This is a genomic window from Streptomyces sp. H27-H5 (assembly GCF_026627505.1).
Lineage (GTDB): Bacteria > Actinomycetota > Actinomycetes > Streptomycetales > Streptomycetaceae > Streptomyces.
This window is the reverse complement of the sequence record NZ_JAPNLK010000016.1, coordinates 81,582-105,182: the sequence shown is the minus strand read 5'-3', so window position 1 is coordinate 105,182 and position 23,601 is coordinate 81,582. Positions and strand designations below refer to the sequence as shown.

Sequence of the window (23,601 nt, the reverse complement as noted above, 5' to 3'; positions counted from 1 at the left end):
CTCGGTTAGGCGTTCGCCAAACAACCGAGCCCGTCAAGTGGGCGCGGAACGAGGGAGTTTCAGCCACCCGGACGGAGCCGGAGACGATCACGGGTTCTCGACGTCGACCGGGTGGTCCGGGCCGGGAGCCGGATCCGCGGCAGGCGGGTCCGTGTCGGGAGGGCGGCAAAAGGAGGCCGGTAAGTGGGGGCGGGCGCCGAGCTGGAACGCAGGCTCGCCGAAGCGCGAAGCGCGAAGCGCGGGGCGTGTCGCGTGAGGGCGTGTCGCGTGAGGGGAGGGGCGGGTGCGGCGCCGGGTCCGGGGCGGTGGGCGCGCGCACCCGGGGGCGTTCAGTCGCGGTGGCGCAGGACGTGTTCCGCGTAGGGCAGGTCGTGGACGTCGGCGGCGGATCCGGTCAGCGGAAACATCGGGGTGTACGTGCATCGGCCGGGAAAGGCGTGGTCGACTTCCCACTGGGCGGCCGTAGTACCCTCGCCGGACTCCCGCGTGCTGACCGTGTAGAGGGGATGCGAGCAGCCCTGGCAGGCGGGCGGGCCGATCACGCTCGGGTCCGGGGGGCGTCGCCGCGGCCTCGGGCGGGCGGGTGAGGTCGCGAGGGGCGGGACGGCGGGGCGCCGGGGGCGGAGGTCGCCGGGTCGGGCGTGGTGATCATGACGGAAGAACGATTCTGCGAGGGCGGGGGACACGCCCCTCCGCTTCGGAATGTTGCCTTCCGCAACGCTGGGGCGGACTGTTCCACCCGTGCGGACCGCACCGTTCGGGCCCCGTGTTCCCTCCTCGGCTCCGGATCGAGGCCGTGCTGGCTTCCGTCCATGGAGCAGCGTGTCAGTCTCATCACCTTGGGCGTCACGGACCTCGGTCGCGCCCGGGCGTTCTACGAGAGCCTCGGATGGAAGGGGCAAGAGGTCGAGGAGGCCGTCTTCTTCCAGGCCGGCGGCCTCGGATTCGTGCTCTGGGGCCGCGAGGAACTCGGTGAGAACGCGGCCTGTTCGGACTTTATACGCGATTCAACTTCAGGCGCCCGGAGTGGTCACGCGCGCCGGGCAATCCGCCACTGGTCGCCACCTTCCGCCGGGGGCGGGGGCGCGAGGCGTCGCCGCGCGCGCGCCGGGGGTGCGGAGGGTGAACGCGTGTCCTGAGAGGGGTCGAACAGGGGCGTGGGGCGAGGGCGATCCGGTACGGACGCGAACGGCGCCGACGCCTCGGGAGGGGATGTGTCCCGCCGAAGGGAGCTGCCGGGCTTGGCACGAGCCGCAGGCCGGCGGGGGTGAGATGGAGCGGATGGCAGGGATCGCACACTGCGTTTTCCCCCTGGAAGGGGGACGTTCTGCTACTGAACTACATCCGCACGCATGAGGAGGCGGTCCGTGGCCGATCCCCTCAAGGTGATCACCATCCTAGACGACAATCGGGGTGGGTTGGCAACTCGGCGCGCGGGGAGGGGCGGTCGGTGTCCGACGAGGTCACCGAGGCGGAACAGCGGGGTTTCTGGTGGGGCGTCGGAGTACCGGGGTCGCGGGCAGGGCCGGCGGTCTTACGGCCGTAGTCCCCGGAACGGAGGCCCTGCGGTCCGGTCCGCTACTCCTCGGTGGGCAGCCAGGCCCCGTGGAGGCCGAGCGGCACGCGGACCGGGATGCGGATCCGTGCGCAGGGGCCGCCGGATCGTGGGCGGGGATGACGAGCAGCAGGCTGGAGTTGTCGGTGCGGTCGGTGGCGAAGGTCAGCCAGTAGCCGTGTTCGCCGTCGCGGGTGCCGGGCGTCGGCGCGTAGACGGGTTCGCCGACCGAGAGGTCTCCCGCGTCCCAGGTCCGTGCGCCGAGCCCGTCTCGTCGGTGGTGTACCAGCGCAGGGCGTCGTACTCCCCGGGAAGCAGTCCGTCGGTGCGTCCGCTGCCCGCCGCGACGGCGATCGTGCCGTGGGGCCGGGTGAGGAGGCGGTCGTCGACGCGGGGGAACTCGACGGGGGTGTCGTCGAGCTGGGTGCGTCGTACGGTGCCCGCCACGGGGTCGATGACGGCCCGGGTCAGACCCCGGTGCGCGGTGGCGCCCTGGACGAGGTCCTCGCCGAGGGAGAGCGCGGGCCACTGGACGTAGTCGAGGACGACGACGCCGGCGGCCGTGTCCTCGTACGCGTTCACGGTGTGCCAGGCCCAGAACGCCTCGTCGCTCGCCCAGCGCACCGGACCCCCGTCGCGCGGCACGAGTGCGATGCGGGTCCCCTGTTCGGGACGCCAGGTCAGGAACGAGCCGCCCCGCATGGCGCCCGCGATGTCGAAGAACGCCGGCGCCAGGATCAGCACGAGATGGCGGGAGGTGAGGGCCATGTCGTGGATCATCAGCGGCTCGTCCACTCCGTCGATCGGGGTCGGGCCGCGCCCCACCGTCCCGTCCGGGTCGATGACGGACCAGGTCAGATAGGGCGGTTCGAGGGCGTAGCAGAAGACCGCCATCTCCCCCGTGGCCGGGTCGATCTTGGGGTGGGCGGTGATGCCGGCCGGCAGTCGCCCGCCGAAGGTCTCCTTGCCGAGCGTCTCCAGGTCGGGGCCCATGCGGAAGGGGCAGTCGGATTCGGCCAGGGCGAGCAGGCGCCCCGCGTGCCGGACGACATTGATGTCGGGGAGGTTCTTGAAGGTGTGGGCGAGGTCGGGGCCCACGACGTCCCGGCCGGGCGTGATCATGGATTCCAGACCGCCCCACAGGGCATGGCCCGCCTTCTCCTCCGCGAGGACCGCGGGGGTGCGCACGAAGCGGTTGCCGTAGCGGCCGCGGCCTCCCGAGAGCCACACGCCGTGCAGCATCCCGTCACCGTCGATGGGGTACAGGAAGGATCCGATCGGGGTGAAGCGAGGTGCCGCAGGGCGCGGCCCCGCCGGGCAGGTCGCGTGGGACGCCGACGGCGCCACGATCGGTGAAGGGGACCTCGCCACCCAGGTCGAGCAGTGCTGCCTCAACGTCGCCACCGCCCTGGCCGAGGTCGGCGGCACCTTCGACGACGTGGCGAAACTGAACGTCCACGTCGTCGACTGGACGCCCGACAAGATGCCCTCGTTCATGGCAGGCGTGGCCCGGGCGGCGGCGAAACTGGGCGTCACCCCGATGGCGCCGGGCACGCTGGTGGGGGTCGCGGCGCTGGACGTGCCCGACCACCTCGTCGAGGTGGAGGCCATCGCCGTCCTCGACTGAGCAGGTGCCCATCGAGCGGGTGTCGCGGGTGCGCGGGGGCGTGCGCGTCCGGGCGCGGCGCGGGGGCGTGGGTGTCCGTCTCGGCGGGCCGGCTAATCTTGCCCCCATGACGATGCACCGGAGCGCGGGCGTGAGTGTCGACGCGATGATCGAGGACCTCAGGAAGCTCGTCGAGGTCGAGTCCCCGTCGCGCGACGTCGACGCCCTGGCGGCATCGGCCCGTGCCGTCGCCGCTCTCGTCGAGAGCCGTCTCGGCGGGCGGGCCGTCCTCGTGGACAGCGAGGCCGGACCGCACGTCCACTGGTCGGGCGGCGGGGAACCGCAGGTCCTCGTCCTCGGCCACCACGACACGGTGTTCCCCCTCGGCACGCTCGCCCGCCGCCCGTTCACGGTCGAGGACGGGCACGCGACGGGCCCCGGGGTCTTCGACATGCTGGGCGGACTGGTGCAGGCCGTTCACGGCCTCGCGTTGCTCGACGACCGGTCGGGTGTCGAGATCCTGGTGACCGCCGACGAGGAGGTCGGCTCCGGCTCCTCCCGCGCCCTCATCGAGGAACGGGCCCTCGCGTGCGGCGCCGTGCTCGTCTTCGAGGGAGCGGCCGACGGCGGCGGACTGAAGACCGGCCGCAAGGGCTGCGGCACCTTCCGGGTCTCCGTCACGGGCCGGGCCTCACACGCGGGCCTTGAACCCGCGGCCGGGGTGAACGCCCTCATCGAAGCCTCACACCAGGTGTTGCGCATCGCGGAGTTGGGCCGACCCGACATCGGAACCACGGTCACCCCGACGGTCGCGGCGGCGGGCACCCTGGACAACGTCGTCCCCGCCGAGGCGACCGTCGTCGTCGATGTCCGGGTCGAGTCGACCGCCGAGAAGGAGCGCGTCGAGTCCGCGTTCGCGGCGCTCGCCCCGCACCTGGACGGAGCGCAGATCAGCGTCGAGGGAGCCGTCGGCCGACCCCCGATGCCTGTGGAGGCGTCCGCCGAACTCTTCGCGCTGGCAAAGCGGTTGCTCCCCGGTATCGAAGGAAGCTCGGTCGGCGGCGGAAGCGACGGCAACTTCACCGCCGCGCTGGGGGTGCCCACGCTCGACGGCCTCGGAGCGGTCGGCGGCGGCGCCCACGCGGACCACGAATACCTGGTGATCGGCGCCATGGCCGAGCGAGCGAACCTCGTGGCAGGACTGGTGCGCGCGATTCGCAACGCACAGGAGGACGAGCGACGTTCGGCCACCGACGCCGCGTAGCCCCGCGCCGAGCGGCGTGCCCGTCGTACACCTCACGGGCCCCGGGGCGACGAAGGATGCCCGCCCGGTCGTCGCGTTCCGCACCGGCCCTCAGGGTGAGTTGCCCCACCCCTGACGAGAAGGCACCCAGCTCACCGTGACCGGCACACGCGCCCACGCCCTGTTCTCCTTCGGGACGCTGATGGACGAGCGGGTACAGGCCGCTCTCTTCGGCCGAGCCGTGCCCACCAGCCCGGCGTCCCTGGCCGGCCACACGACCCGGCCCCTGCCGATCACCGACCAGGCCGTGATCGCCGCGAGCGGCCTGGACGTACACCTCACCCTGGAGCGCAGCTTCGGCGCCACCGTCGAGGGCGCCGTGCTGCATCTCACCGATCGGGAACTCGCCGCCGCCGACGCCTACGAGGTCGACGACTACACCCGCCGGCGCGTCCGGCTCTCCTCGGGGGAGACCGTCTGGGCCTACCTGGACGCGAAGCCGTTGCGTGCCGCGGCGCGCATCGTGATCGTGGGTGACAGCATCGCCTACGGACGCTGTGACCCGCGGGGAGGCTGGGCGGCCCGCCTGGCGGCCACCCACATCGCACGGAACGAGACCGACCACCGGGTCTTCAACCTGGCCGTCCCCGGCAGCACCTTGGCCGACGTCGCCGAGCAGACTCCCGCACTGTTGGACGCACGCCTGCCTGACACCCTCCTCGTCGCCGCCGGCATCAACGACTCGGCCCGGCCGCTCGCCGCCCCGCGAACCGGACGCGACGCCGCGCCGGACCTCACGGCGCGTCTCGGTGCCCTGGCCGCCGCCGCCCTCGATCGCAACGCGCGCCTCGTCGTCGCGGGACCGTCGTGGATCGACGAGGAACGCACCCGCGACTACGAGGGCCTGCGCTTCACCCGGGAACGGGCCCTGGAACTGCGCGAGTTGCCGCGGACCTGGTCCGAGAACAACCACGTCGACTTCCTCGACCTGTGGGAGCCGCTGCGGGACCGCCCCGAACTCCTCGCCGACGGGCTCCACCCCACACCCGAGGGCCACGCGGCTCTCCAACGACACCTCGAAGCGATCGGTCACTGACCGAGACGGGCGCCGCGCGATACCGCCGGTGGGTCGTGGTGGGCGCGTACGGCCCACCGGACGTTCACTCGGCTGCGGCGGGGGAGCCCGTCGGGCGACGGCCGAGGCGCTCGGCCCGGAACCGATCGGGCATCCATGCCGGAACCGGGCAACGTACGGACCTCGTGGACGCACGTACGGGACGGGCCCCGACGCCGGCGGACAGCCGCCCGGGACCCGCCGTCCCCCCGCGGGGCAAGGTCAGCGGCCGGGGGCGACCGTGTCGCCCGTGCCCTTGTCGCCGGTGACCGTGTTGCCCGTGACCGTGCCGTCCGCGCCGGACAGGGTGACGGCGTGCCGGACACCGTCGGGCCCGACCACGACGGCCAGCCACGCACTGCCGCCGCCCTGCTGGCCGACGACGCGCAGGCTCTCCACCGAGCCGCCGCTCACCGCGCCGGCCGCCTTCTCGACCGCGTCCTTCGCGGCCAGCGAGGGCAGCGGCGCAGGCGCCGCCCTCGGGGCGGTCACCCGCCCGCCGGTGTCCTCGTCCCCGCCCGGCAAGGCCGGGACGGCGTGCTTCCTCCCCGACTGCCGGTCGCCGGCCCGCCGCTCCCCGGGGCCCGGGACGGCGTGCTCCTCGCCGTCCCCGTCGTGGATCCACGGCCCGAGGATGCCCACGGGTCGCCGGTCCTGGTGGTGTTCGGACACGGCGACGGCCGTGACCGCCGCCGCGCCGCCGACCAGCACCACGGCCGCGCCGAGCACGGCCCAGCGGGCTCCCCTGCTCCGCGGTACGACCCGGGCGAACCCCTTGCGGTCCCCGGGAGCGGTCTCCGCGGCGTGCACGGGGACCTGCGACCGATCGGTCGATACGGTGGGCGCCGCCTGGGCACCGCTGTCGGGCCGGACGGTCGGGTCGGGCTGGGGCGAGGGTGGGACGGACTGGGACATGCCTGCGACTCCTCAAGACGAACGGCCACCGCGGCCGGTGCGTGCAGAGCTTGCGCGACCCCACCTGAAGCCCACCTGAAGCCGCCTGAAGACCCCTTCAGCAAGCCGGCGGCCGGGCCTGAGACCCTGTTCGGCATGCGCGTACTGGTGGTGGAGGACGAACGACGGCTGGCCGTGGCCCTGCAACGGGGGCTCCAGTCCGAGGGCTTCTCCGTCGACGTGGCCTTCGACGGGCCGCAGGGACTGTGGATGGCAACCGAGCACAAATACGACCTGATCGTCCTCGACATCATGCTGCCCGGCCTGAACGGCTACCGGGTCTGCTCCCGCCTGCGGGCCGCCGGCAACGAGGCCGGCATCCTGATGCTCACCGCCAAGGACGGCGAGTACGACGAGGCGGAGGCGCTGGACACCGGCGCGGACGACTTCCTCTCCAAACCGTTCTCCTACCTGGTGCTCGTCGCCCGACTCCGCGCGCTGGGTCGCCGCACCGGCCGACGCACCCCCCAGGCCCTCGCATTCGGCGACCTCCTCGTCGATCCGGCCCGACACGCGTGCTCCCGGGCGGGTACGGAGATCCGATTGACAGCGCGGGAGTTCGCGGTCCTGGAGTGCCTCGCCCGGCGTCCGGGCGAGGTGGTGCCCAAAAGGGAGATCCTCGAACAGGTCTGGGACAGCGCCTTCGAGGGCGACCCCAACGTCGTGGAGGTCCACGTGAGCGCGGTCCGGCGCAAGATCGACGCCCCGTTCGGCCGGGCCGCCCTGGAGACCGTACGGGGCGCGGGCTACCGCCTGGCGGTGGACGGTGGCTGAACCGGAGCCCACCCCCGGCCCACTCCCGAAGCCGTCCTGTCCGCCGAGACCGCGCCACCTCCCGAGACCGCGCCACCTCCCGAGTCCGACCGCCCCCCCGAAGCCGCGACGGTTCCCGGCGGCACGCCGCCCGGCGCGGCGGATGGCGCGGTGGGTGGTGTCGCGGCCCTGGTGGCCGACCACGGTTCGGGCCCGGGCCACCGTAGGCGCGAGCGTGGTGGTCGCCGCCGCCCTGACGGCGGCCTCGTTCGCCCTGATCGGCCTGCTGGAGAACAACCTGCTGCGCAACGCGGAGAACGACGCCCGGCAACAGGCCGAGTCGGTGGCCGCGCTCGCCGCCACCGGCAATCTGGGAAGGGTCCGACCGCTCGCCCCCGGCGTCGAGTTCCTCCAAGTGGTCGCCGCGGACGGCACCGTACTGTTCTCCAGCCCCCGACCGCTCGCCGCGCCCGGCCCCTTCCGCGCCGTACCCGACCCCGTCGCCCCCGCACCCGACGTCGTCACCCCCGCGCCACAGCGCCCGGGGCTGCGCCTGCACACCTGGAAGGACCGACCGTTCGGCGGCGAACAGCGCGTGCGCGTGGCCCAGGTCGTCGTCGACACCCCCGACGGGATCGTCACCGTCTACGCCGGGGCCTCGCTGCGCGCCGCCGACGCCGCGGACGACACGACCACCGCCGCGCTCGCGATCGGCATGCCCCTCCTCCTCGCGACCGTCGCCCTCGTCACCTGGCGCGTCACCGGACGGGCACTGCGCCCCGTCGAGCAGATCCGCGCCGAGGTCGCCGGAATCTCCGACCGGGACCTGCACCGCCGGGTCCCCGTGCCGCCCACGCGAGACGAGGTCGCCCGCCTGGCCCAGACGATGAACGCCACCCTGGACCGGCTGGAGGCGTCCGGGATCCGCCAGCGGCGGTTCATCGCCGACGCGTCCCACGAACTGCGCAGCCCCATCACCGTGCTGCGGACCCAGCTGGAGGTGGCCATGGCGATCCGGGACCCGGAGCTGTGGCCCGAGCTGATCGGGGGCGCGCTGGAGGACGTGGAACGACTCCAGCAACTCGCGGCCGACCTGCTGCTCCTCGCCCGGATCGACGCCGCACAGCCCGTACCGACCGTGCCCCTGGACCTCACCGAGCTCGTCCGGGACGTCGTCGCGGCCCGCGCCGGCGACCGGGTTCCGGTCGGCACGGCCCTCACCGCCGGCGTCCGGGTCACCGGCAACGAACTGTGGCTGACCCGGATCGTCACCAACCTCCTCGACAACGCCCAGCGATTCGCGGACGGGCGGGTGGACGTGGTGCTGCGCAGCGCGCCTGACCCGGACGGCGCGCCGGGCGCCGTACTGGAGATCGTGGACGACGGGCCCGGCATCCCGCCCGCGGAACGGGAGCGGGTCTTCGAACGGTTCACCCGCCTCGACGACGCCCGCAGCCGCGACCAGGGCGGGGCCGGGCTGGGGCTGGCCATCGCCCGGGACCTGGCGGCCCATCACGGCGGCTCCGTCACCGCGGAGCCGCATCCTCGCGGCGCCCGCCTCGTCGTCCGCCTCCCGTCAGAGCCGTCGGCGTCGGCGTCGGCCTCGGTGTCGGCCTCGGTGTCGGCCTCGGCAACGTCGACGGGGCGCAGGGGAGATCCGGGCGGCGGGTCCGGTACGGAGGCCGCATCCCGGTAGGGGGCCCGGTGCCGGTCGGTTGTCGGCGCCCGGCGTCGTCGACCGGTTTCCGGCCCCTCAGCCGTCGGATCGGTCGGATCGGTCGGGCTGGTCGGGACGGTCTGCGGGGGCGGTCGTGGGCCCGGTGGTCCGCGCCCAGAGGTTGGCCAGGTGGGCGTGCAGGGCGTCCCGTGCCGCTCGCGGGGTGAGGTGGCCGATGAGCACGTGCGTGGTGAGACCGTCCGTGAGGGCGAGGAGGGCGCGGGCCTCGTGCGACGCGTCGAGGGGTGTGAGGCCGTCGGCGCTCGGGGCGGCTTCCGCGACGAGGTGCGTGAACGCCTCTTGCAGAGCGGCGTAGTTGGCCTTCAGGGTCGCCGCGAGGGTCTCGTTGACGGCCGCCTGGGCGACGAACGCGAGCCAGACCCGGGCCTCGGCCCGGTGTTCCTCCCGGAGCAACGCGATCTCGGTGGCCGCGTGACCCAGGGCGGTACCGGCCGACTGCGCGGGGCTCGCCACCAGCCGGGCACGGATGCGCTCGCCGATCCGGTCGCCCACCCGCCCCAGGGTGAACGCGAGCATCTCCTCCTTGGTGCGGAAGCAGCGCTGGACGGCGCCCATCGACACCTGCGCGCGGGCGGCGACGTCGCGCAGGGTGACGCCTTCCAATCCGCGTTCGTCGGCGAGCCGGCAGACGGCGTCGGCGATGAGATGGCGGCGGTCCGCGTAGTCCACCTGCTTGGGCATGCCCGTCCCCCCTGACTCCGGTGCTCCCGGTCCCCGCACACCTTATGTGATGCGCTCGCATCGATTCCCGGGTTACTGTTTCGATGCAGACGCATCGGAACGTGTTTCGGGAAGAGGTACCAGACATGCAGGACGCCCTGTGGAGGATGACGGCCGCCGAGCAGGCGGCGGCGGTACGGGGCGCGGACGTCTCCGCCCTCGAACTGGTCGACAGCCACCTGGACCGGATCGCCGAGGTCAACCCCCGGGTGAACGCCGTGACGCGCGTCCTGGCCGATGGGGCCCGCGCCGCCGCGGCCCGAACGGACCGCAGGCGGGCCGCGGGTGAGGTGTTGGGTCCGCTCGCCGGCGTGCCGTTCACCGTCAAGGAGAGCACCGCCGTGGAAGGGGTGCCGACCACGTTCGGCGTGGAACGCTTCCGGGACCTGGTGGCGACGTCCGACGCGCCCCCGGTGGCCCGCCTGCGCGCGGCGGGCGCCATCCCCGTCGGGCACGCCAACATCCCGACCCTGATCCTGGCGGGGATGCACACGCGGAGCGAACTGTTCGGGGACACCGTCAACCCGTGGGACCCCGACCGGACCCCCGGCGGCTCCAGCGGGGGCGACGGGGTGGCCGTCGCCACCGGCATGGCGGCGCTCGGCCTCGGCAACGACTCGGGCGGATCGATCCGGATCCCCGCCCAGTTCAACGGGGTGGCCGGGTTGAAGCCGACCAGCGGACGCTTCCCCGCCGACCACCGCGTGCTGGGCCCCGAGGACCCGGGCCCTGCCTCACAGTTCCTGGTCACCGACGGCCCGCTGGCCCGCAGCGTGGGCGACCTGAGGCTCGCCTACGAGGTACTCGCCGGGACCGATCCGCGAGACCCGAGGGCCGTGCCGGTGCCCGCCTACGGCGAGCGGCTCCCCGGCCCCCTGAAGGTCGCGGTCGTGACGGACCCCGGCGGCCACGGGGTCCACCCCGCGGTGCGCCGAGCCGTCGAGGACGCGGCCGAGGCGCTGCGGGACGCCGGGTACGACGTACGGGAGGTGCCGGACGTACCGAGGCTCGACGAGGCGCTCGACGCCTACGGCCGGATCGTCGTGACCGAGTTCGCCCCCACCTGGCCCGCGGTGCGCGGGCTGCTCGGGGAGGGCGGTGACCGTTACATCGGCATGGCCATGGAACAAACCCCGCCCGCGAGCGCCGACGCGTTCATGAAGCTGATGGGCACCTGGCTGAACATCCGCCGCTCCTGGGCCGAGTTCCTCGACGCCTACCCTCTGCTGCTCGGGCCGGTGTTCACCGAACCGCCGGTCGAGCCGGGACTGGAATCGCGCGACAGGGCGGGACGCGACCGGGTCGCCTCGGCCATGCGGCTGTGCACCGTGACCAGCTTCGCGGGCGTCCCCGGCGTGGCCGTCCCGACCGGGGTGGTCGACGGACTGCCGACCGGGGTGCAGGTCGTCGGACGGGCCTTCCGGGAGGACCTGTGCCTCGCGGCGGCCCAGGCGATCGAGGACCGGCTGGGGGTCCTCACCCCGATCGACCCGCGCGGGGGCGGTCGGGCCTGACGGACGCGGCGGGTGTGGCGGTGGTACCAGAGCCGACGGGCGGGCTCGTCGCGGCGCGCGCGTAGCGGTGGGCGAGGTGCGCGAAGGCCTCCCTCAACTCGGGCGGCCCCACGACCTCGATGTCGGCGTCGAACCTGCCGAGGGTGGCGGCCAGTCCGGCCCAGGACCACGAGCCCATCACGAGCCGGCAGCGGTCCGGGCCGAGTTCCTCGACGAACCCGTCGTAGGCGTACCGGGACACCGCGGCGGCCGGCAGATCGAGGATCACCTCGCCGCGACAGGGCCAGTCCCCGGAGGCCCCGGAGCCGTTGAACCTGCCGGCCACATAGGCGGCCACGTCGCCCCCGGGCACCTCGCGCGGAACGAAGCGGGGCCCCGTGGGGACGCGCGGGGTGATCCGGTCCACGCGGAAGGTGCGCCAGTCCTCGCGGTCGAGGTCCCAGGCGACGAGGTACCAGCGACCGCCCCACGTGACGAGGTGATGGGGCTGCGCGCGACGGGGAGGCGGCGACGGACGGTCGGCCTCCCGCTCGTCCTCGCCGACCCCCGGCACGGTCGCGGCCGGGTAGTCGAAGCGGAGCACCTCGCGGGCGTGGACGGCGGCTCCGAGCGCCATCAGCACGTCACTGTCCACCCGGGTCGACGCGCGGCTCGCGGGCCGTTCCACCGCGGTGACCTGGAGGACGTCGATCCGATGGCGCAGCCGTGCGGGCATCACCTGCCGCACGGTGTTCAGCGCCCGGGCCGCCGCCTCCTCGATGCCCGCGCCGCTGGTGGTGGCGATCCGCAGCGCCACGGCGAGGGCGACGGCCTGCTCGTCGTCGAACAGCAGGGGAGGGAGCTCCGCGCCCGCGTCGAGCCGGTACCCGCCGTCGGGGCCCTTGAAGGCCGCGATGGGATAGCCGAGCTCCCGCAGACGGTCGACGTCGCGGCGCACGGTTCGGGCGCTGACGTCCAGCCGTTCGGCCAGCAGCGCTCCCGGCCAGTCCCGGCGGGCCTGGAGGAGCGAGAGCAACGAGAGTAGTCGCGCCGAGGTCTTCTGCATGTCTCCCAGGATGCCCCGATCAGCGGACACCACCTGTCCTCTACCTCGGCGATTGTTGTCCCGTACCGCTAACACGAACGAAGACGTGAACGCGACGGAAGACGCCGATCGGAAGGACGCCCCCATGACCACCACCAAGACGCCCCGCTCGCACGAGCCCGCCTCGGCCACGCCGCCCCCGGCCCTCGACGCCGAACGCGCCGACCTGCTCGCCGCGCTCGGGACCGCCCGATCCGCCCTGCTCAACACGGTGCGCGGACTCGACGACGATCGGATCGGCGAGCGCCCGACGGCCAGCGACCTGTGCCTGGGCGGGCTGATCAAGCACGTCACGTCCATGGAGGCGGGATGGCTGCGCTTCGTCGTCGAGGGCCCGTCGGCGATGCGGTTCGACCTGCCCGACGGCGTCACCTGGGACGAGATCACGGCCGGCACGGCACGCGAGTTCCCGCAGTGGGCCATCGACCACCGCAACGACTTCCAGGTGGCACCCGGGGAGACACTGGCCGGGATCCTCGCCCGCTACGAGCAGGTCGCGGCCCGCACCGAGGAGATCGTCCGGGCGGTACCCGACCTGTCGGCGACGCACCCCGTCCCCGACGCGCCGTGGAACGAGCCCGGCGGGGTGCTCAGCGTCCGCGGCACGCTCATGCACGTCATCGCCGAGACCGCCCAGCACGCCGGCCACGCCGACATCCTGCGCGAGACGCTCGACGGGCAGAAGTCGACCTGAGGGCCGGGGCACCCCCGAAACACCCGAGCCCCCGAAACCCTGCCAATCGAAACCCCGAAACCCCGAAACCCCGAAGTCCCGGGCCGCCGAGCACCCCGTGGTGCCGGCCCCCGGGCGGCCAAGGAGACGCGCATGCCGCACGCCCCGCGCGAGGAGAACCGGACCGGCGCCCCGCCGGTGAGGGGATCCCGATGACCGTCCTCGACACCCGCGCCCTGGGCCGCGCCACACTCGCCCGTCAGATGCTGCTCGACCGGGCCCACGTACCGGTCCTCGATGCAGTGGCGCACCTTTGCGGGCTCCAGGCCCAGGAACGAGCGGGGCTCGCCGTCGGCCACCACCGCGCGACCGGCCGGGGCAGGCGCTTGTCCGCCGTTACCTCGCCGCGTTCGGCCCGGCGGCCTCGGCCGACGTACGCGCCTGGTGCGGCCTCGCCGGCCTGCCGGCGGCGATCGCCGCGATGCGCGAGGAACTGATCACCTTCCGGGACGAGCGGGGGCGAGAACTCCTGGACCTCCCCGACGCGCCCCGGCCCGACCCCGACACACCCGCCCCCGTGCGGTTCCTCCCGGCGTTCGACAACGCGATCCTCGGCTATCACGACCGCGGCCGGATCATCGACGACGCCCACCGGGGGCTGTCGGTCGCCGGTGCGCGTGGTGCTGCTCGATGGCTGGGTCTCCGCCACGTGGGCCGTCGAGGACGGCACGGTGACGGTCACCCCGCTGCGCCGCTTCTCCCGGGCGGACCACAGCGAAGTGACCGAGCAGGGAGAGGCGTTGGCGGCGTTCCTCTCCGACCACGAACACCACCGCGCCCGGATCGTCGCGTCCCCGCACTGAACGACTCGACCAGGGGCAAGGGAGATTCGGGAGACGATCTCGTACTCCGGCTGTGGTGCGTGATGATGCGTGGGGCAGAGTAGGGGCATGCCCCCTTACGAGACGATGTCCTTCCACCTTGAGACCGAGCGGCTGATCCTGCGGCCGTGGGCCGAGTCCGACGCCGCCGAGTTCACCGCCCTCCTCGCCGAACGCGGCAAGGGGACGCCCGCGGTGGAGGACATCCGTACCGCCATCGCGGACCTGCTCGCCGCGACGGCGACCACGGGCATCGCCCTGCTGCCCGTCCAACGCCGCGACGAGGGCGACTTCATCGGCTACTGCGGGTTGATCATCGGCCGTTCCACCATCGAGGAGCCCGAGATCGCCTACGAGTTGTGCCGGCGCGTACACGGGCGGGGCTACGCCACCGAGGCGGCCGCCGCGGTCCTCGATGCCGCCATCGCGACGGGGCGCAAGCGGCTCTGGTCGACGGTCGGCACATGGAACGCACCGTCGCTCCGTGTCCTGGAGAAGCTCGGGTTCGAGCGGGATCGCGTCACCACCGAGGACGCCGGTGAAGTGGCTTGGCTCACCCGCTCGTTGTCCTAGGCCCTGTCGTCAAAGTCTCGCCTGGCCCGCGGTTTCCGGTACCGCACCTCGCCGCGTTGTCGGGGCACCCGAGTACGTCCCGTACACGGGCGCCGCTGCGCCTTGCGATGCACGGCACCGGACACCGCGACCCGGCAAACCTTTCCGGCCACAGCACTAGGCGGAACGGACGAGTCGCGCGTAGGCCGCGGCCAGTTCCGTGGTCACCTTGCCCACCCGGTACGTCCGTTCGTCGACGCCGCTGACCGGCTGGACCTCGTACGCCGTGCCGGTGAGGAAGACTTCCTCGGCGCGGTCGAGTTCACCGGGCTCGATGCGGCGCTCGACCACCTCGATGCCGAGTTCGGCGGCGAGGGCGATGACCGTCTGTCGGGTGATGCCGTCGAGGAAGGAGTCCGGCATCGGCGTGTGCAGGGCGCCGTCGATCACCAGGAAGAGGTTGGCGCCGGTGGCCTCCGCGAGCCCGCCGTGCAGGTCGAGGAGCAGGGCGTCGTCGTAGCCCGCCGCCTCGGCCTCGTCGCGGGCCAGTGTGCAGATGTTGTACAGCGAGGCGGCCTTGGCCCGGACCGGTGCCGTCGCAGGGTCGGGGCGGCGCCACTTCGAGGTGCGCAGCCGGATGCCGGCACGCGCCGCTTCGGCGGAGAAGACGTGCGGCCAGTCCCAGGCGGCGATGGCCACGTGCGGGGTGCTGCCGGCCCCGGAGACGCTGATCTGCTCGCTGCCCCGCCAGGCCACGGGCCGGACGTACCCGTCCACGATGCCCTCGCGACGGACGATCTCCCGCGCTGCGGCGTCGAGTTCGTCCGCCGAGTAGGGAAGGGAGTAGTTCAACTCCCGGGCGGAGGAACGCAGCCGTTCGGCGTGCTCGCGCGACTTGAACATCCGGCCGTCGTAGACGCGCACGCCCTCGAAGACGGCTCCGCCGTAGTGCAGGCCGTGGCTGAGGACGTGCAGCCGGGCCTCGCGCCAGGGCACGAACCGGCCGTCCAACCAGATGGTGCCGTCGCGGTCGTCGAAGGGGAGAGAGGCGGTCACGAAGGGTTCTCCTCGGAGGTCGCGGGAGCGTAGTCGATCCGGATGGCCCGCTCCAGGTGGTCGTGGAACTCCTCGGCCTCCGTGAGGTCGGCGTGCCGGGACAGGATGAACGCCGGGTAGCCGGTGAAGTCCGGGTAGGGGCGGACCACGTCGCCCGGAGCGAGCATCCGCACGACGTGGTCGACCCGCGGATCCGCCTCCGTTTCGTCGAGGCCGTGGAGGGCGGTGATCGTGCCGTGTCCGCCGCACGGCACGATGTAGTTCGCGGACGCGGCGACGGGCTCGGTGAAGCCCTGTTCGACGGCGCGGAGCGGCGGCAGGCCGGCGGCGATGCGCAACGTCTCGGCGGCGAGGTCGACGCCGGTGACGTTCTCCGCGATGTAGTGGGATACCCCGGAACCGCCGATCCGTGCCCCCATCTCCAGGAGGTACGGGGTGGAGCCGCCGCGCAGGCGCAGTTCGGTGTGGGTGGGGCCGAGGGTGATGCCGAGGGCCGCGTGGGCGGCGATCACCTCGCGCACGACGTCGGCCCGGACGGCCTCGGGCAGCGCGGCGGGCGCCCGGTAGACGCTCTCCTCGAAGTACGGGCCCCGCGGGTCGCCCTTGTAGCCGATGGACAGGACCTGCACCCGGCCCTCATGGACCAGGGACTCGACGGCGAACTCGGGCCCGTCGAGGTACTCCTCGACGATCAGCCCGGCGCCTCCGTCGGCGGTGCCGGCGGACACCCGGCGGACGTCCGTCACGACCGCACCGAGCGCGTCACCGGAGTCGACCCGGGTCACGCCGAGGCTGGACATGCCGAGGGCGGGCTTGACCACGACGGGGAAGGCCAGGCCGGCGTCCGCCACGGTCGCGGCGGGGTCGTCGGCGGGGTCGAGCCGCACGAAGCGCGGCACGTTCAGACCGGCCGCCGCCAGCCGCTCGCGCATGATCCGCTTGTCCTGGGCGTTGCGCGCGACCGTCGGGCCGATGCCGGGCAGTCCGAGGAGTTCGGCGGCGTCCGCGGCGAACGGCACGAACGGGTCGTAGAGGGTGACGATGCCGTCGAAGGGCGTGGCCTCGTGCCGTTCGCGCAGGGCCTTCAGCGCGCCCGCCGGGTCACCGGCCACATCGAGCGGCAGCAACTCCACGACCGGCGGCGGCAGTCGGTCCGGGTCCACCCGCTCGTCGGATCGCGGGACGAGGACCAGGTCGATGCCGGCGCGCACCGCGGCGTCGAAGAGCCAGGGCAGGCCGACGCGCTGGTGGAGCAGGACGAGGGTCGGACGGGAGGCGGTCACGATGAGCTCCTTGGGGGGAGGGCCTCGGCCGTGGCGGAGGCGCGGTGATCGGGCCTGCGGGTCTCGATGTCGGCGGCGGGGCCGGCGGGGTCCGCGGGGGTGGCGGCCCCGCCGCGCCGGCGACCGCCCACAGTGAGCCACACACCGGCCGCAGACGCGACGATCAGCAGCACGGGGAGCACGCCCGGCGCGCCGGCCGTGCCCAGGCCCCATTCGCCGACCCGCACCAGGAAGGGCACGACCAGCCCCAGCGCGGAGGTGAACAACGGCCCCTTGCGCAGGATCAGTTCGTGCGAGATGAGGAAGACGGGGGCGGTGAGGACCGCGCCGAGCACGGCGACGCCGCCCCAGTCGGCGGCGGAGACCCCGCCGAGCGGTACGAACAGCACCGCGGTGAGGCCGAGCATGAGCGTGCCGGCCCCGGTGATGGCCGGGAGGGCCGCGAGGGCCGGCACGTCGGACATGCGCTGCCGGTAGACGTACCCGTACAGGGCGTAGGTGAGGGTGCCGCCGAAGGCGAGCGCGCCCCCCGTGAGGAGGGTGGCGGCGCCGCCGTCCGAGCCGGTCCCGGTGCTCGCGGCGCCGTCGGCCAACAGGAAGCCGATCGCGCCCGCGCCGGCGAGGACCGTCCCGAGGACCTTGCGGCGCGAGGACGGCTCACGGAACGCGAGGATGCCGATGACGAAGGTGACGCAGGGCAGGAGCGAGACGATCAACCCGACCCGGGAGGCCCCCACGTACCGGGTGCCGAGCAGGGTCCCCGAGTAGTAGGCGAAGAAGCCGAGGAACGCGAGGACCAGTACGGCGCGGGGCCGGGCGGCGGCGGTCCGGGCCCCGGTGCGGCCCCGCGGGGTCACCAGCGCGATCATCATGATCACGACGAAGGCCGTGGCGGTCCGCCCCGCGGCCACCGCGAGCGGGGGCACGCCGGCCACCAGGTGACCGGAGAGCAGCCAGCCCGCGGCGAGCAGGAGGACCATGCACGCCGCGAGGGCGGGCACGACCAGCCGTCCGCCCCCGCCCTCGCGACCGGTCCGGGCGGACGTCACCACTGCGCCCGCGCGAAGGCGAGCGGTGGCAGGCGGTCGAGGTCGCTCTTGGCCCGGCGCAGTACGAGCTGGTCCGCGGTGAAGGAGAACCGCTGCCGGGGCTCGCCCTCGGGAAGGTAGCGGCGCACGAACTCCTTGGCGGCGGCGCGGTACTCGTCGTCATCGGTCACTTCGGCCTCCAGCTTCTCCACACGCGTCACGAACGCACGCAGGGCCTCCAGGGCCTTGGCGCGGTCGAACCGCAACAGCCCGCCGTCGGCGGGCGATCCGACGAGCGCCTCGTGCTCGCGGAACCAGGAATAGAGGAACACACCGGTGCCGGAGTCGAAGTTGCGGGTGGCGTCGTCCGCCTGCGGATAGCGGAACACCCGCTCCAGCAGCACCATGTCGATCTGCTGCTCGGCGAAGGGGACGAGCCCGCTGTCGGCGCAGGCCAGCACGGTCTTCGCGTCGACCTTGATCTCCTCCAGGAGACCGACGAACCAGTTCATCTTCAGAGCGATGTTCTCGTCGAACGGCCACAGGCCCTGGTAGTGCATCGAATCGTGGAGGTAGCCCCAGATGGCGCGGGCCTCGAAGCACACGTCGGGGGCGAGGCCGCTGGAGGCGCCCGGCAGCGAGTCCGGGGTCAGCACGGCCGCGGCGGCGGGCAGCGCGTACGTCTCGTGGATCTTCCGCATCTTGTTGTAGAAGAACATGGCGTACGGCTGGTCGGTCACCTTGTCGTGCGCGGCGACGTTCTCCGGGAAGAAGACGAGGCAGGAGCCCTGGGCGAAACCGGCGCTGCCGGTGACGAGCACGAGGGACTGGCAGTTGTTCTTCGGGTGCGGGAAGTCCGCCGCCATGCCCGCCAGGGCGTCGGGCTCCTTGCGCAGGGCGAGGAAGCAGTCGAGGCGCTTGCCGACGGGCGGGGCGCTGTTGGTGCTCTGCAAGGGGGCCAGGAAGAAGACCGGCTCGCCGTCGGCAGGGACCCGCAGTGCGTCCCGGGAGCGGGCGAAGTGGGGCCGGGAGTCGAGTCCGGCCCCCAGCCAGCCGTCGACGTCCTCCACCAGTGCGTCGGCCTGTCCGTCGAGTCCGTGACGGCGGTACCAGGACGTCGCCTCGTCGCGTATCCGGCCCAGCAGTTCGGCGTCCTCGGGGGTGGGATCGGCGACGGTGCCGTCGTCCCGCTGGCGATCGCGGAAACGATTCACCATCGGAATGAGCGCATCCGTCAACAGGTCGGCCTCGGCCAGGAGGTCCGCCGGCACGGGCGCGGTCGCGGAGGTGAAGCCTCCGGTGCTCATCGGGCGGCCCCCACGGCGAGAGGCCGCTCGTCCTCGGCGCGGACGGCCAGTACCTGGTGGACGGTGAAGACCATCGGCACCGGGCCGAAGTCCCGCAGGACCCGCAGTCCGTGTCGCTCGGCGGCCACGATGGTGGTGATGCAGCCGTCGACGAGCCCCTCGGCGCAGTCGATGGCGGCCTGCGAGTTGCTCAACACCTCGCGGACCCGCGCGGGCTCGGGGACGAGGCCCTTGGGCGCGGGGTGGGAGGCGACGGTGGCCGGGTCCTGTGCGCCGCTGCTGGCGAGCACCATGTTGTGGGTCGGCATCACGAAGCTGTCGATCATGTGGAGCCGGTGCAGGTTGGAGAAGACCAGGGTGTGCAGGGCCGGATAGACGGCGCAGGCGGTCAACGCGTGCCGTCCGTCGTCGGGTACGGCCTCCAACGCGGACTCGATCGAGGCGTGGAGCTCCACGGTCCCCTCGACACCTCGTCTGCGGAACCATTCGTGGGAGGCGGCTTCCAGATTGGTGCCGTGGGGACCGAGCGTGTGCAGGTGACGGACCTCGTCGGGGCGCGCATACATCGTCTGCCCTGGACCTTTCCTGTGGTGGTGCGGAGTTACTGCTTCCGGACAGCGGTGGGTGAGGACGGCGATCGCGGAAGCGAGAGGCAAGATCCTTTTCTATCACCGCATCACGGATGGGGAGATATCCGGGAGGTGGGGACGGGTGATCGCATGGCATGCCCGGGGCGCGGCGATGGATTCGACCCCATGTAAATCAGCCGGCGTTGCCTGAATTCGCCCTTCATTCGGAATGAGAGCCTCCGAATTCACGTACGCCGCGGTCGCCGCCGATCGCCACGCCTCGACGTCGTGCGCGGCGGGGCAAGTCGGCGTGCACGCCGGGGCGACACGGAAGACGAGGCAACTCGTGCGTTTCTCGTTCCCGGGCGGTCGTCACCCAGGTGCTCGGGAAACCGCCATCGATCGATCCATTCATCCATCCATCCTCGATCCCGCATTTCCGTGCCGGGAGAGAAGGGGGACATGCTCAAGAGATTGTGCTCCGCGTTCCTGTCGCTTGCCATGGGGCTGGTCACCGCACTGAGCGGAACGGCATCCGCGACGAACTATTCGGTCATCGACTGGAACATCTCCAGAATCACCGATGACGGAGGGGAGCGCGCCACCCGCTATTACCGATTGATGGAAGAGATCCACGGCGTTCCTGCGGTGACCCACGGAGGAGGAGAACGTCACGCAGACCTGGGGGTGTCGGCCCGCTTCATGCCGAACACCGGCAACTACAACAGCCTCCCCGGGGGCAACAGCAGGCAGAACCTCGTGCTGACCCCCAACGGCATGTACAACGCGATGCGGCAGCTGAACAACGTCACCACGTACAACGACAACGTCGGCCGCGCCCTGCTCGCCGCCACCCAGATCTTCTCGGAGTCCGCGCGCTTCGCGCCGATCCTCAACCGCGTCTACGGCAACATCATCAGCCACTCGGAGAACGCCCTGGGCGACGGGTACGCGGGACTGGAGAACCAGTGGGGATCCATCTCCCGGTTCTCCTCCAACCTGCGACACGGCCGCCCGGCCTTGATCAACATCCTCGGCCGGGTCATCACGAGCTTCGCCGCCCTGAGGCAGCTGTTGGGTTTCGTGGAACTCAACGGTTCCCAGGCACGCCTCTGACGCTCCGTCCGTGAACCGCCGGCCGCCGTGACGGGACCCGGGGCCCCGCGGCAGCGGAGTTCGCGGAGCAGGTGTGGACCGACCGGCTCACCGTCCCCCAGGTCGCCGACCGCATCGCCTGACGCCGGCGGGTGGGCGCCGCGCGGGAACGGCCGCTGCCGGCGCGATTTTATGGAGACGCGACAAAGAATCGCTTCCCGAATCCATCGATGTCGGCCATGACGGTCCTTGCCCTGTCTTGTGATGATCGATACAAGGTCGAGAGCGGCCTTGTGGGATCTCCACACATCGCAGGAGGCAGGGATGACGGGGGAAGCCCGGGTGCTGGTGACAGGAACCGGTGCGATCACGCCGGTCGGCGCCGACGCGCCGTCGACCTGGTCCGCACTGTTGGCCGGCAAATCGGGGGTGCGCCTCCTCCAGGAGGACTGGGCGCCGGGCCTTCCCGTGCACGTCGCGGCAGGGTTGCAGGGGGACCCGGCGGCCTTGCTGCCGCGCACCGAGGCGCGGAGGCTGGACCGGGGCGAGCAGCTCGCGATCCTCGGCGCGCGGGAGGCCTGGCGGGACGCCGGCGCCCCGGACGTGGAACCGGAGCGCCTCGCCGTGGTCATCGGCACCGGAACGGGCGGCGTCCTCACCACGCTCGGCCAGGACGACCTGTTCGAACGCTCGGGGATGCGCCGGCTGTCGCCCTTCGCCGTTCCGATGCTGATGGCGAACGGGCCGGCTGCCTGGGTCAGCATGGACCTGGGTGCGAAGGGCGGCGCCCGGACCACGGTCAGCGCCTGCGCCTCCGGCGCCGAGGCACTCTCCCTCGGGATGGACCTGATCCGTGCCGGGCGGGTGGACGTGGTCGTCGCCGGCGGGGTCGAAGCCTGCCTGCACCCCTTCACCCTGGCCGCGTTCGCCCAGATGAAGGCGCTGTCGACGGCTTCCGAGGACCCGGAGTCGGTGTCCCGCCCCTTCGACGTGCGCAGGTCCGGCTTCGTCATGGGGGAGGGGGCCGCGATGTTCGTCCTGGAACGCGAGGGCTTCGCCCGGGCGCGGCGGGCCCGCGCTCACGGCGTGCTCGCGGGCGGTGCGGTGGGCTCCAGCGCCGGCCACATCACGGCCTCCGACGCCGACGGACAGGCCGCCGCCATCACCCTTGCCCTGCGTGACGCCGACATCGCCCCGCGGGACATCGGGGTCGTGCACGCCCACGCCACGTCCACCGAGTCCGGTGACCTCGCGGAGGCCGAAGCGATCGGCCGGGCCGTCGGCACCCACGCCGCCGTGACCGCGACCAAGTCCATGACCGGCCACATGATGGGCGCCTCCGGCGCGGTCGGCGCCCTCGCCGCGGTGCTCGCGCTCCGCGACGGCGCCGTGCCGCCCACCCGCAACCTCGATGAACAGGACCCGCGCGTGGAGCTGGACGTGGTCCGGGGAGAGAGCCGTACGGGCCGCTGGGACGCGGCCCTGGCCAACTCCTTCGGCTTCGGCGGCCACAACGTCAGCCTCGTGTTCACCCGCGACCGGGGCGGGGTCCAGTAGGTCGGGCATCGGTCGGGGCCCGGCCGGCAGCAGGCGGTGAGGGGGCGTCACGGACGCCGCGCCGGGTGGTCAGCGCAGGTCGAGGCGCATCAGGACCCGAGGGTGGCCGGCCAACACGGAGGTGGTGTCGGCGGCGTGGGTGAAACCCGCGCGCTCGAAGTTCCTGCGGATCCCGGCGTACGCCATGGTCAGGTCCACCTTGGCGGCGCCGTTGTCGAGGGGATAGGCCTCGACCGCCGGCGCGCCCTGGGAGCGGGCGAACCCGACCGCGCCGGTGATGAGTGCGTGCGAGAGCCCCTTGCCGCGGTGACCGGGGCGTACCCGGATGCACCACAAGGACCAGACGGGCAGGTCGTCCACGTACGGGATCGTGCGGCTGCGCGCGAACGAGGTCTCCGAGCGCGGCGCCACCGCGGCCCAGCCGACGGGCTCGCCGTCGTCGTAGGCGAGCACCCCGGGCGGCGGATCGGCGCGGCACGACTCGGCGACGTACTCGGCCCGGGCCGGTCCGCGCAGCTCGTTGTTGAGCTTGGACGGGATCCGGTGGCTCAGGCACCAGCAGACATTGGCCCCGGGTGACTTGGGGCCGAGCAGGGCGCGGACGTCCTCGCTACGCCACGGTCCACACCCACCTCGACGACTCCACCCAGTCCCTGCGGGTGATCACCCCGGCCGGCGCCGGCACCTCCTGGCGGCTGCCCGCCTCCGGCGCCGGACCCTCCCCCGACCGGCTCTTCCTCGGCTCGGAAGGCGCCCTCGGCGTCATCACCGAGGCCTGGATGCGCCTCCAGGAACGGCCCGTCCACAAGGCCTCCGCCGCACTCGCCTTCGAGTCCTTCGACGCCGCGCTGGAGGCGGTGCGCGCCATCGCCGGGTCCGACCTCGCCCCCGCGAACTGCCGCCTCCTGGACTCCGCACCGAGGTCGGTGCGGCCGCCCTCAAGGCCACGGGTCACCCCGCCCTCGTCAACTGCCGCCTCACGCACGTCTACCCGGACGGAGCGGCCCCCTACTTCACCGTCCTCGCGGCCGGTCGCCCGAACGACCAGGTCGCGATGTGGGACCACCTCAAGGAGGTCGCGGGAGAGGTGCTGCACCGCCACCGCGCCACGATCACCCACCACCACGCCGTCGGCCGCGACCACCGCCCCGGCTACGACCTCCAGCGCCCCGAACCCTTCGCCCTCGCCCTGCGTGCGGCGAAAGCCGCCCTGGACCCCCACGGCATCCTCGACCCGGGCGTCCTCGTGGACCTCGTGGACCTCGTGGACTGACCCGCCGGTGAGCGTCCGCATGCGCGCCCGCGTCGACGGTCGGCGC

Annotated in this window: 20 protein-coding genes, 1 tRNA gene and 4 pseudogenes; 13 read left to right on the top strand and 12 right to left on the bottom strand. The window is 72.9% G+C overall.

Features of this window, described 5'->3' with window-relative positions; translation table 11 throughout:
* Window positions 1–329: 329 nt before the first annotated feature.
* Complete coding sequence (locus tag OTB19_RS10695) at window positions 330–542, bottom strand: hypothetical protein (RefSeq protein ID WP_267797813.1); 213 nt, start codon at window positions 540–542, stop codon at window positions 330–332.
* 270 nt (window positions 543–812) lie between these two features.
* Between OTB19_RS10695 and OTB19_RS10690 the strand changes: the two are divergent.
* Window positions 813–983, top strand: a pseudogene (locus OTB19_RS10690) (VOC family protein); the annotation flags it as partial.
* Between the two features lie 290 nt (window positions 984–1,273).
* Here the strand turns inward: OTB19_RS10690 and OTB19_RS10685 are convergent.
* Window positions 1,274–1,348, bottom strand: a tRNA-Gly gene (locus OTB19_RS10685).
* A 230-nt stretch (window positions 1,349–1,578) separates the two neighbouring features.
* Window positions 1,579–2,848: pseudogene (locus OTB19_RS10680) on the bottom strand (carotenoid oxygenase family protein); the annotation flags it as partial.
* Here OTB19_RS10680 and OTB19_RS10675 point away from each other — a divergent pair.
* The 3 genes from OTB19_RS10675 (at window position 2,811) to OTB19_RS10665 (ending at window position 5,500) form a co-directional block, all read left to right on the top strand.
* Window positions 2,811–3,182, top strand: coding sequence for a RidA family protein (locus OTB19_RS10675; RefSeq protein ID WP_420716824.1), 372 nt, complete (start codon window positions 2,811–2,813; stop codon window positions 3,180–3,182). The pseudogene OTB19_RS10680 and the gene OTB19_RS10675 sit on opposite strands and share 38 nt — an antisense overlap.
* Before the next feature lie 106 nt (window positions 3,183–3,288).
* Window positions 3,289–4,425 (top strand): M20/M25/M40 family metallo-hydrolase, encoded by a 1,137-nt coding sequence (locus OTB19_RS10670; RefSeq protein ID WP_267797812.1) that lies wholly within the window; start codon window positions 3,289–3,291, stop codon window positions 4,423–4,425.
* 136 nt (window positions 4,426–4,561) lie between these two features.
* Window positions 4,562–5,500: a GDSL-type esterase/lipase family protein gene (locus tag OTB19_RS10665; RefSeq protein ID WP_267797811.1), complete on the top strand. Its 939-nt coding sequence runs from the start codon at window positions 4,562–4,564 to the stop codon at window positions 5,498–5,500.
* Between the two features lie 240 nt (window positions 5,501–5,740).
* Here OTB19_RS10665 and OTB19_RS10660 read toward each other — a convergent pair whose 3' ends face one another.
* On the bottom strand, window positions 5,741–6,433 hold the full coding sequence (locus OTB19_RS10660; RefSeq protein WP_267797810.1) for a hypothetical protein: 693 nt from the start codon (window positions 6,431–6,433) through the stop codon (window positions 5,741–5,743).
* 135 nt (window positions 6,434–6,568) lie between these two features.
* Here OTB19_RS10660 and OTB19_RS10655 point away from each other — a divergent pair, with 135 nt between their 5' ends.
* Window positions 6,569–7,246: a response regulator transcription factor gene (locus tag OTB19_RS10655; RefSeq protein WP_267797809.1), complete on the top strand. Its 678-nt coding sequence runs from the start codon at window positions 6,569–6,571 to the stop codon at window positions 7,244–7,246.
* A gap of 214 nt (window positions 7,247–7,460) precedes the next feature.
* Window positions 7,461–8,921, top strand: coding sequence for a sensor histidine kinase (locus tag OTB19_RS10650; RefSeq protein WP_267797808.1), 1,461 nt, complete (start codon window positions 7,461–7,463; stop codon window positions 8,919–8,921).
* Between the two features lie 57 nt (window positions 8,922–8,978).
* Here the strand turns inward: OTB19_RS10650 and OTB19_RS10645 are convergent, their stop codons facing one another.
* Window positions 8,979–9,644: a TetR/AcrR family transcriptional regulator gene (locus OTB19_RS10645; RefSeq protein ID WP_267797807.1), complete on the bottom strand. Its 666-nt coding sequence runs from the start codon at window positions 9,642–9,644 to the stop codon at window positions 8,979–8,981.
* A gap of 125 nt (window positions 9,645–9,769) precedes the next feature.
* Between OTB19_RS10645 and OTB19_RS10640 the strand changes: the two genes are divergently transcribed.
* Window positions 9,770–11,197 (top strand): amidase, encoded by a 1,428-nt coding sequence (locus tag OTB19_RS10640; protein WP_267797806.1) that lies wholly within the window; start codon window positions 9,770–9,772, stop codon window positions 11,195–11,197.
* Here OTB19_RS10640 and OTB19_RS10635 read toward each other — a convergent pair.
* Window positions 11,160–12,242 (bottom strand): helix-turn-helix transcriptional regulator, encoded by a 1,083-nt coding sequence (locus OTB19_RS10635; RefSeq protein ID WP_267797805.1) that lies wholly within the window; start codon window positions 12,240–12,242, stop codon window positions 11,160–11,162. The genes OTB19_RS10640 and OTB19_RS10635 overlap by 38 nt on opposite strands.
* 124 nt (window positions 12,243–12,366) lie before the next feature.
* Here OTB19_RS10635 and OTB19_RS10630 point away from each other — a divergent pair, with 124 nt between their 5' ends.
* The 3 genes and pseudogenes from OTB19_RS10630 to OTB19_RS10620 all read left to right on the top strand — a co-directional run bounded on the left by OTB19_RS10630 (window position 12,367) and on the right by OTB19_RS10620 (window position 14,408).
* Window positions 12,367–12,975, top strand: coding sequence for a DinB family protein (locus OTB19_RS10630; RefSeq protein ID WP_267797804.1), 609 nt, complete (start codon window positions 12,367–12,369; stop codon window positions 12,973–12,975).
* A gap of 334 nt (window positions 12,976–13,309) precedes the next feature.
* Window positions 13,310–13,817: pseudogene (locus tag OTB19_RS10625) on the top strand (DNA glycosylase AlkZ-like family protein); the annotation flags it as partial.
* Between the two features lie 87 nt (window positions 13,818–13,904).
* Complete coding sequence (locus OTB19_RS10620; RefSeq protein WP_267797803.1) at window positions 13,905–14,408, top strand: GNAT family N-acetyltransferase; 504 nt, start codon at window positions 13,905–13,907, stop codon at window positions 14,406–14,408.
* Between the two features lie 156 nt (window positions 14,409–14,564).
* Here OTB19_RS10620 and OTB19_RS10615 read toward each other — a convergent pair whose 3' ends face one another.
* The 5 genes from OTB19_RS10615 to OTB19_RS10595 are packed head-to-tail and all read right to left on the bottom strand — an operon-like array spanning window position 14,565 to window position 19,627.
* On the bottom strand, window positions 14,565–15,443 hold the full coding sequence (locus OTB19_RS10615; protein WP_267797802.1) for a branched-chain amino acid aminotransferase: 879 nt from the start codon (window positions 15,441–15,443) through the stop codon (window positions 14,565–14,567).
* Window positions 15,440–16,726, bottom strand: coding sequence for an ATP-grasp domain-containing protein (locus tag OTB19_RS10610; RefSeq protein ID WP_267797801.1), 1,287 nt, complete (start codon window positions 16,724–16,726; stop codon window positions 15,440–15,442). The genes OTB19_RS10615 and OTB19_RS10610 overlap by 4 nt, the downstream gene beginning before the upstream one ends.
* Window positions 16,723–17,775: a DMT family transporter gene (locus OTB19_RS10605; RefSeq protein ID WP_267797800.1), complete on the bottom strand. Its 1,053-nt coding sequence runs from the start codon at window positions 17,773–17,775 to the stop codon at window positions 16,723–16,725. The genes OTB19_RS10610 and OTB19_RS10605 overlap by 4 nt, the downstream gene beginning before the upstream one ends.
* On the bottom strand, window positions 17,772–19,061 hold the full coding sequence (locus tag OTB19_RS10600) for a DUF6421 family protein (RefSeq protein ID WP_267797799.1): 1,290 nt from the start codon (window positions 19,059–19,061) through the stop codon (window positions 17,772–17,774). Before OTB19_RS10600 ends, OTB19_RS10605 begins: the two co-directional genes overlap by 4 nt.
* Entirely contained in the window at window positions 19,058–19,627 is a 570-nt protein-coding gene (locus OTB19_RS10595; protein ID WP_267797798.1) for a bacilysin biosynthesis protein BacA, read from the bottom strand. The genes OTB19_RS10600 and OTB19_RS10595 overlap by 4 nt, the downstream gene beginning before the upstream one ends.
* A gap of 465 nt (window positions 19,628–20,092) precedes the next feature.
* Between OTB19_RS10595 and OTB19_RS10590 the strand changes: the two genes are divergently transcribed.
* The gene (locus tag OTB19_RS10590) at window positions 20,093–20,746 is read left to right on the top strand and encodes a ribosome-inactivating family protein (protein WP_267797797.1); all 654 of its coding nucleotides are present in this window, start codon (window positions 20,093–20,095) and stop codon (window positions 20,744–20,746) included.
* A gap of 303 nt (window positions 20,747–21,049) precedes the next feature.
* Entirely contained in the window at window positions 21,050–22,282 is a 1,233-nt protein-coding gene (locus OTB19_RS10585) for a beta-ketoacyl-[acyl-carrier-protein] synthase family protein (RefSeq protein ID WP_267797796.1), read from the top strand.
* Between the two features lie 69 nt (window positions 22,283–22,351).
* On the opposite strand, the gene OTB19_RS10580 is transcribed toward OTB19_RS10585, so the two are convergent.
* Window positions 22,352–22,876, bottom strand: coding sequence for a GNAT family N-acetyltransferase (locus OTB19_RS10580; protein WP_267797833.1), 525 nt, complete (start codon window positions 22,874–22,876; stop codon window positions 22,352–22,354).
* Here OTB19_RS10580 and OTB19_RS10575 point away from each other — a divergent pair.
* Window positions 22,837–23,555 (top strand): annotated as a pseudogene (locus OTB19_RS10575) (FAD-binding oxidoreductase); the annotation flags it as partial. The gene OTB19_RS10580 and the pseudogene OTB19_RS10575 sit on opposite strands and share 40 nt — an antisense overlap.
* Between the last annotated feature and the right edge of the window lie 46 nt (window positions 23,556–23,601).

Coding starts and splice junctions, on each gene's coding strand:
- OTB19_RS10675 (WP_420716824.1), top strand. CDS start 2,811: ATGGGGTACAGGAAGGATCCGATCGGGGTGAAGCGAGGTGCCGCAGGG.
- OTB19_RS10670 (WP_267797812.1), top strand. CDS start 3,289: ATGACGATGCACCGGAGCGCGGGCGTGAGTGTCGACGCGATGATCGAG.
- OTB19_RS10660 (WP_267797810.1), bottom strand. CDS start 6,433: ATGTCCCAGTCCGTCCCACCCTCGCCCCAGCCCGACCCGACCGTCCGG.
- OTB19_RS10655 (WP_267797809.1), top strand. CDS start 6,569: ATGCGCGTACTGGTGGTGGAGGACGAACGACGGCTGGCCGTGGCCCTG.
- OTB19_RS10645 (WP_267797807.1), bottom strand. CDS start 9,644: ATGCCCAAGCAGGTGGACTACGCGGACCGCCGCCATCTCATCGCCGAC.
- OTB19_RS10640 (WP_267797806.1), top strand. CDS start 9,770: ATGCAGGACGCCCTGTGGAGGATGACGGCCGCCGAGCAGGCGGCGGCG.
- OTB19_RS10635 (WP_267797805.1), bottom strand. CDS start 12,242: ATGCAGAAGACCTCGGCGCGACTACTCTCGTTGCTCTCGCTCCTCCAG.
- OTB19_RS10630 (WP_267797804.1), top strand. CDS start 12,367: ATGACCACCACCAAGACGCCCCGCTCGCACGAGCCCGCCTCGGCCACG.
- OTB19_RS10620 (WP_267797803.1), top strand. CDS start 13,905: ATGCCCCCTTACGAGACGATGTCCTTCCACCTTGAGACCGAGCGGCTG.
- OTB19_RS10600 (WP_267797799.1), bottom strand. CDS start 19,061: ATGAGCACCGGAGGCTTCACCTCCGCGACCGCGCCCGTGCCGGCGGAC.
- OTB19_RS10595 (WP_267797798.1), bottom strand. CDS start 19,627: ATGTATGCGCGCCCCGACGAGGTCCGTCACCTGCACACGCTCGGTCCC.
- OTB19_RS10590 (WP_267797797.1), top strand. CDS start 20,093: ATGCTCAAGAGATTGTGCTCCGCGTTCCTGTCGCTTGCCATGGGGCTG.
- OTB19_RS10585 (WP_267797796.1), top strand. CDS start 21,050: ATGACGGGGGAAGCCCGGGTGCTGGTGACAGGAACCGGTGCGATCACG.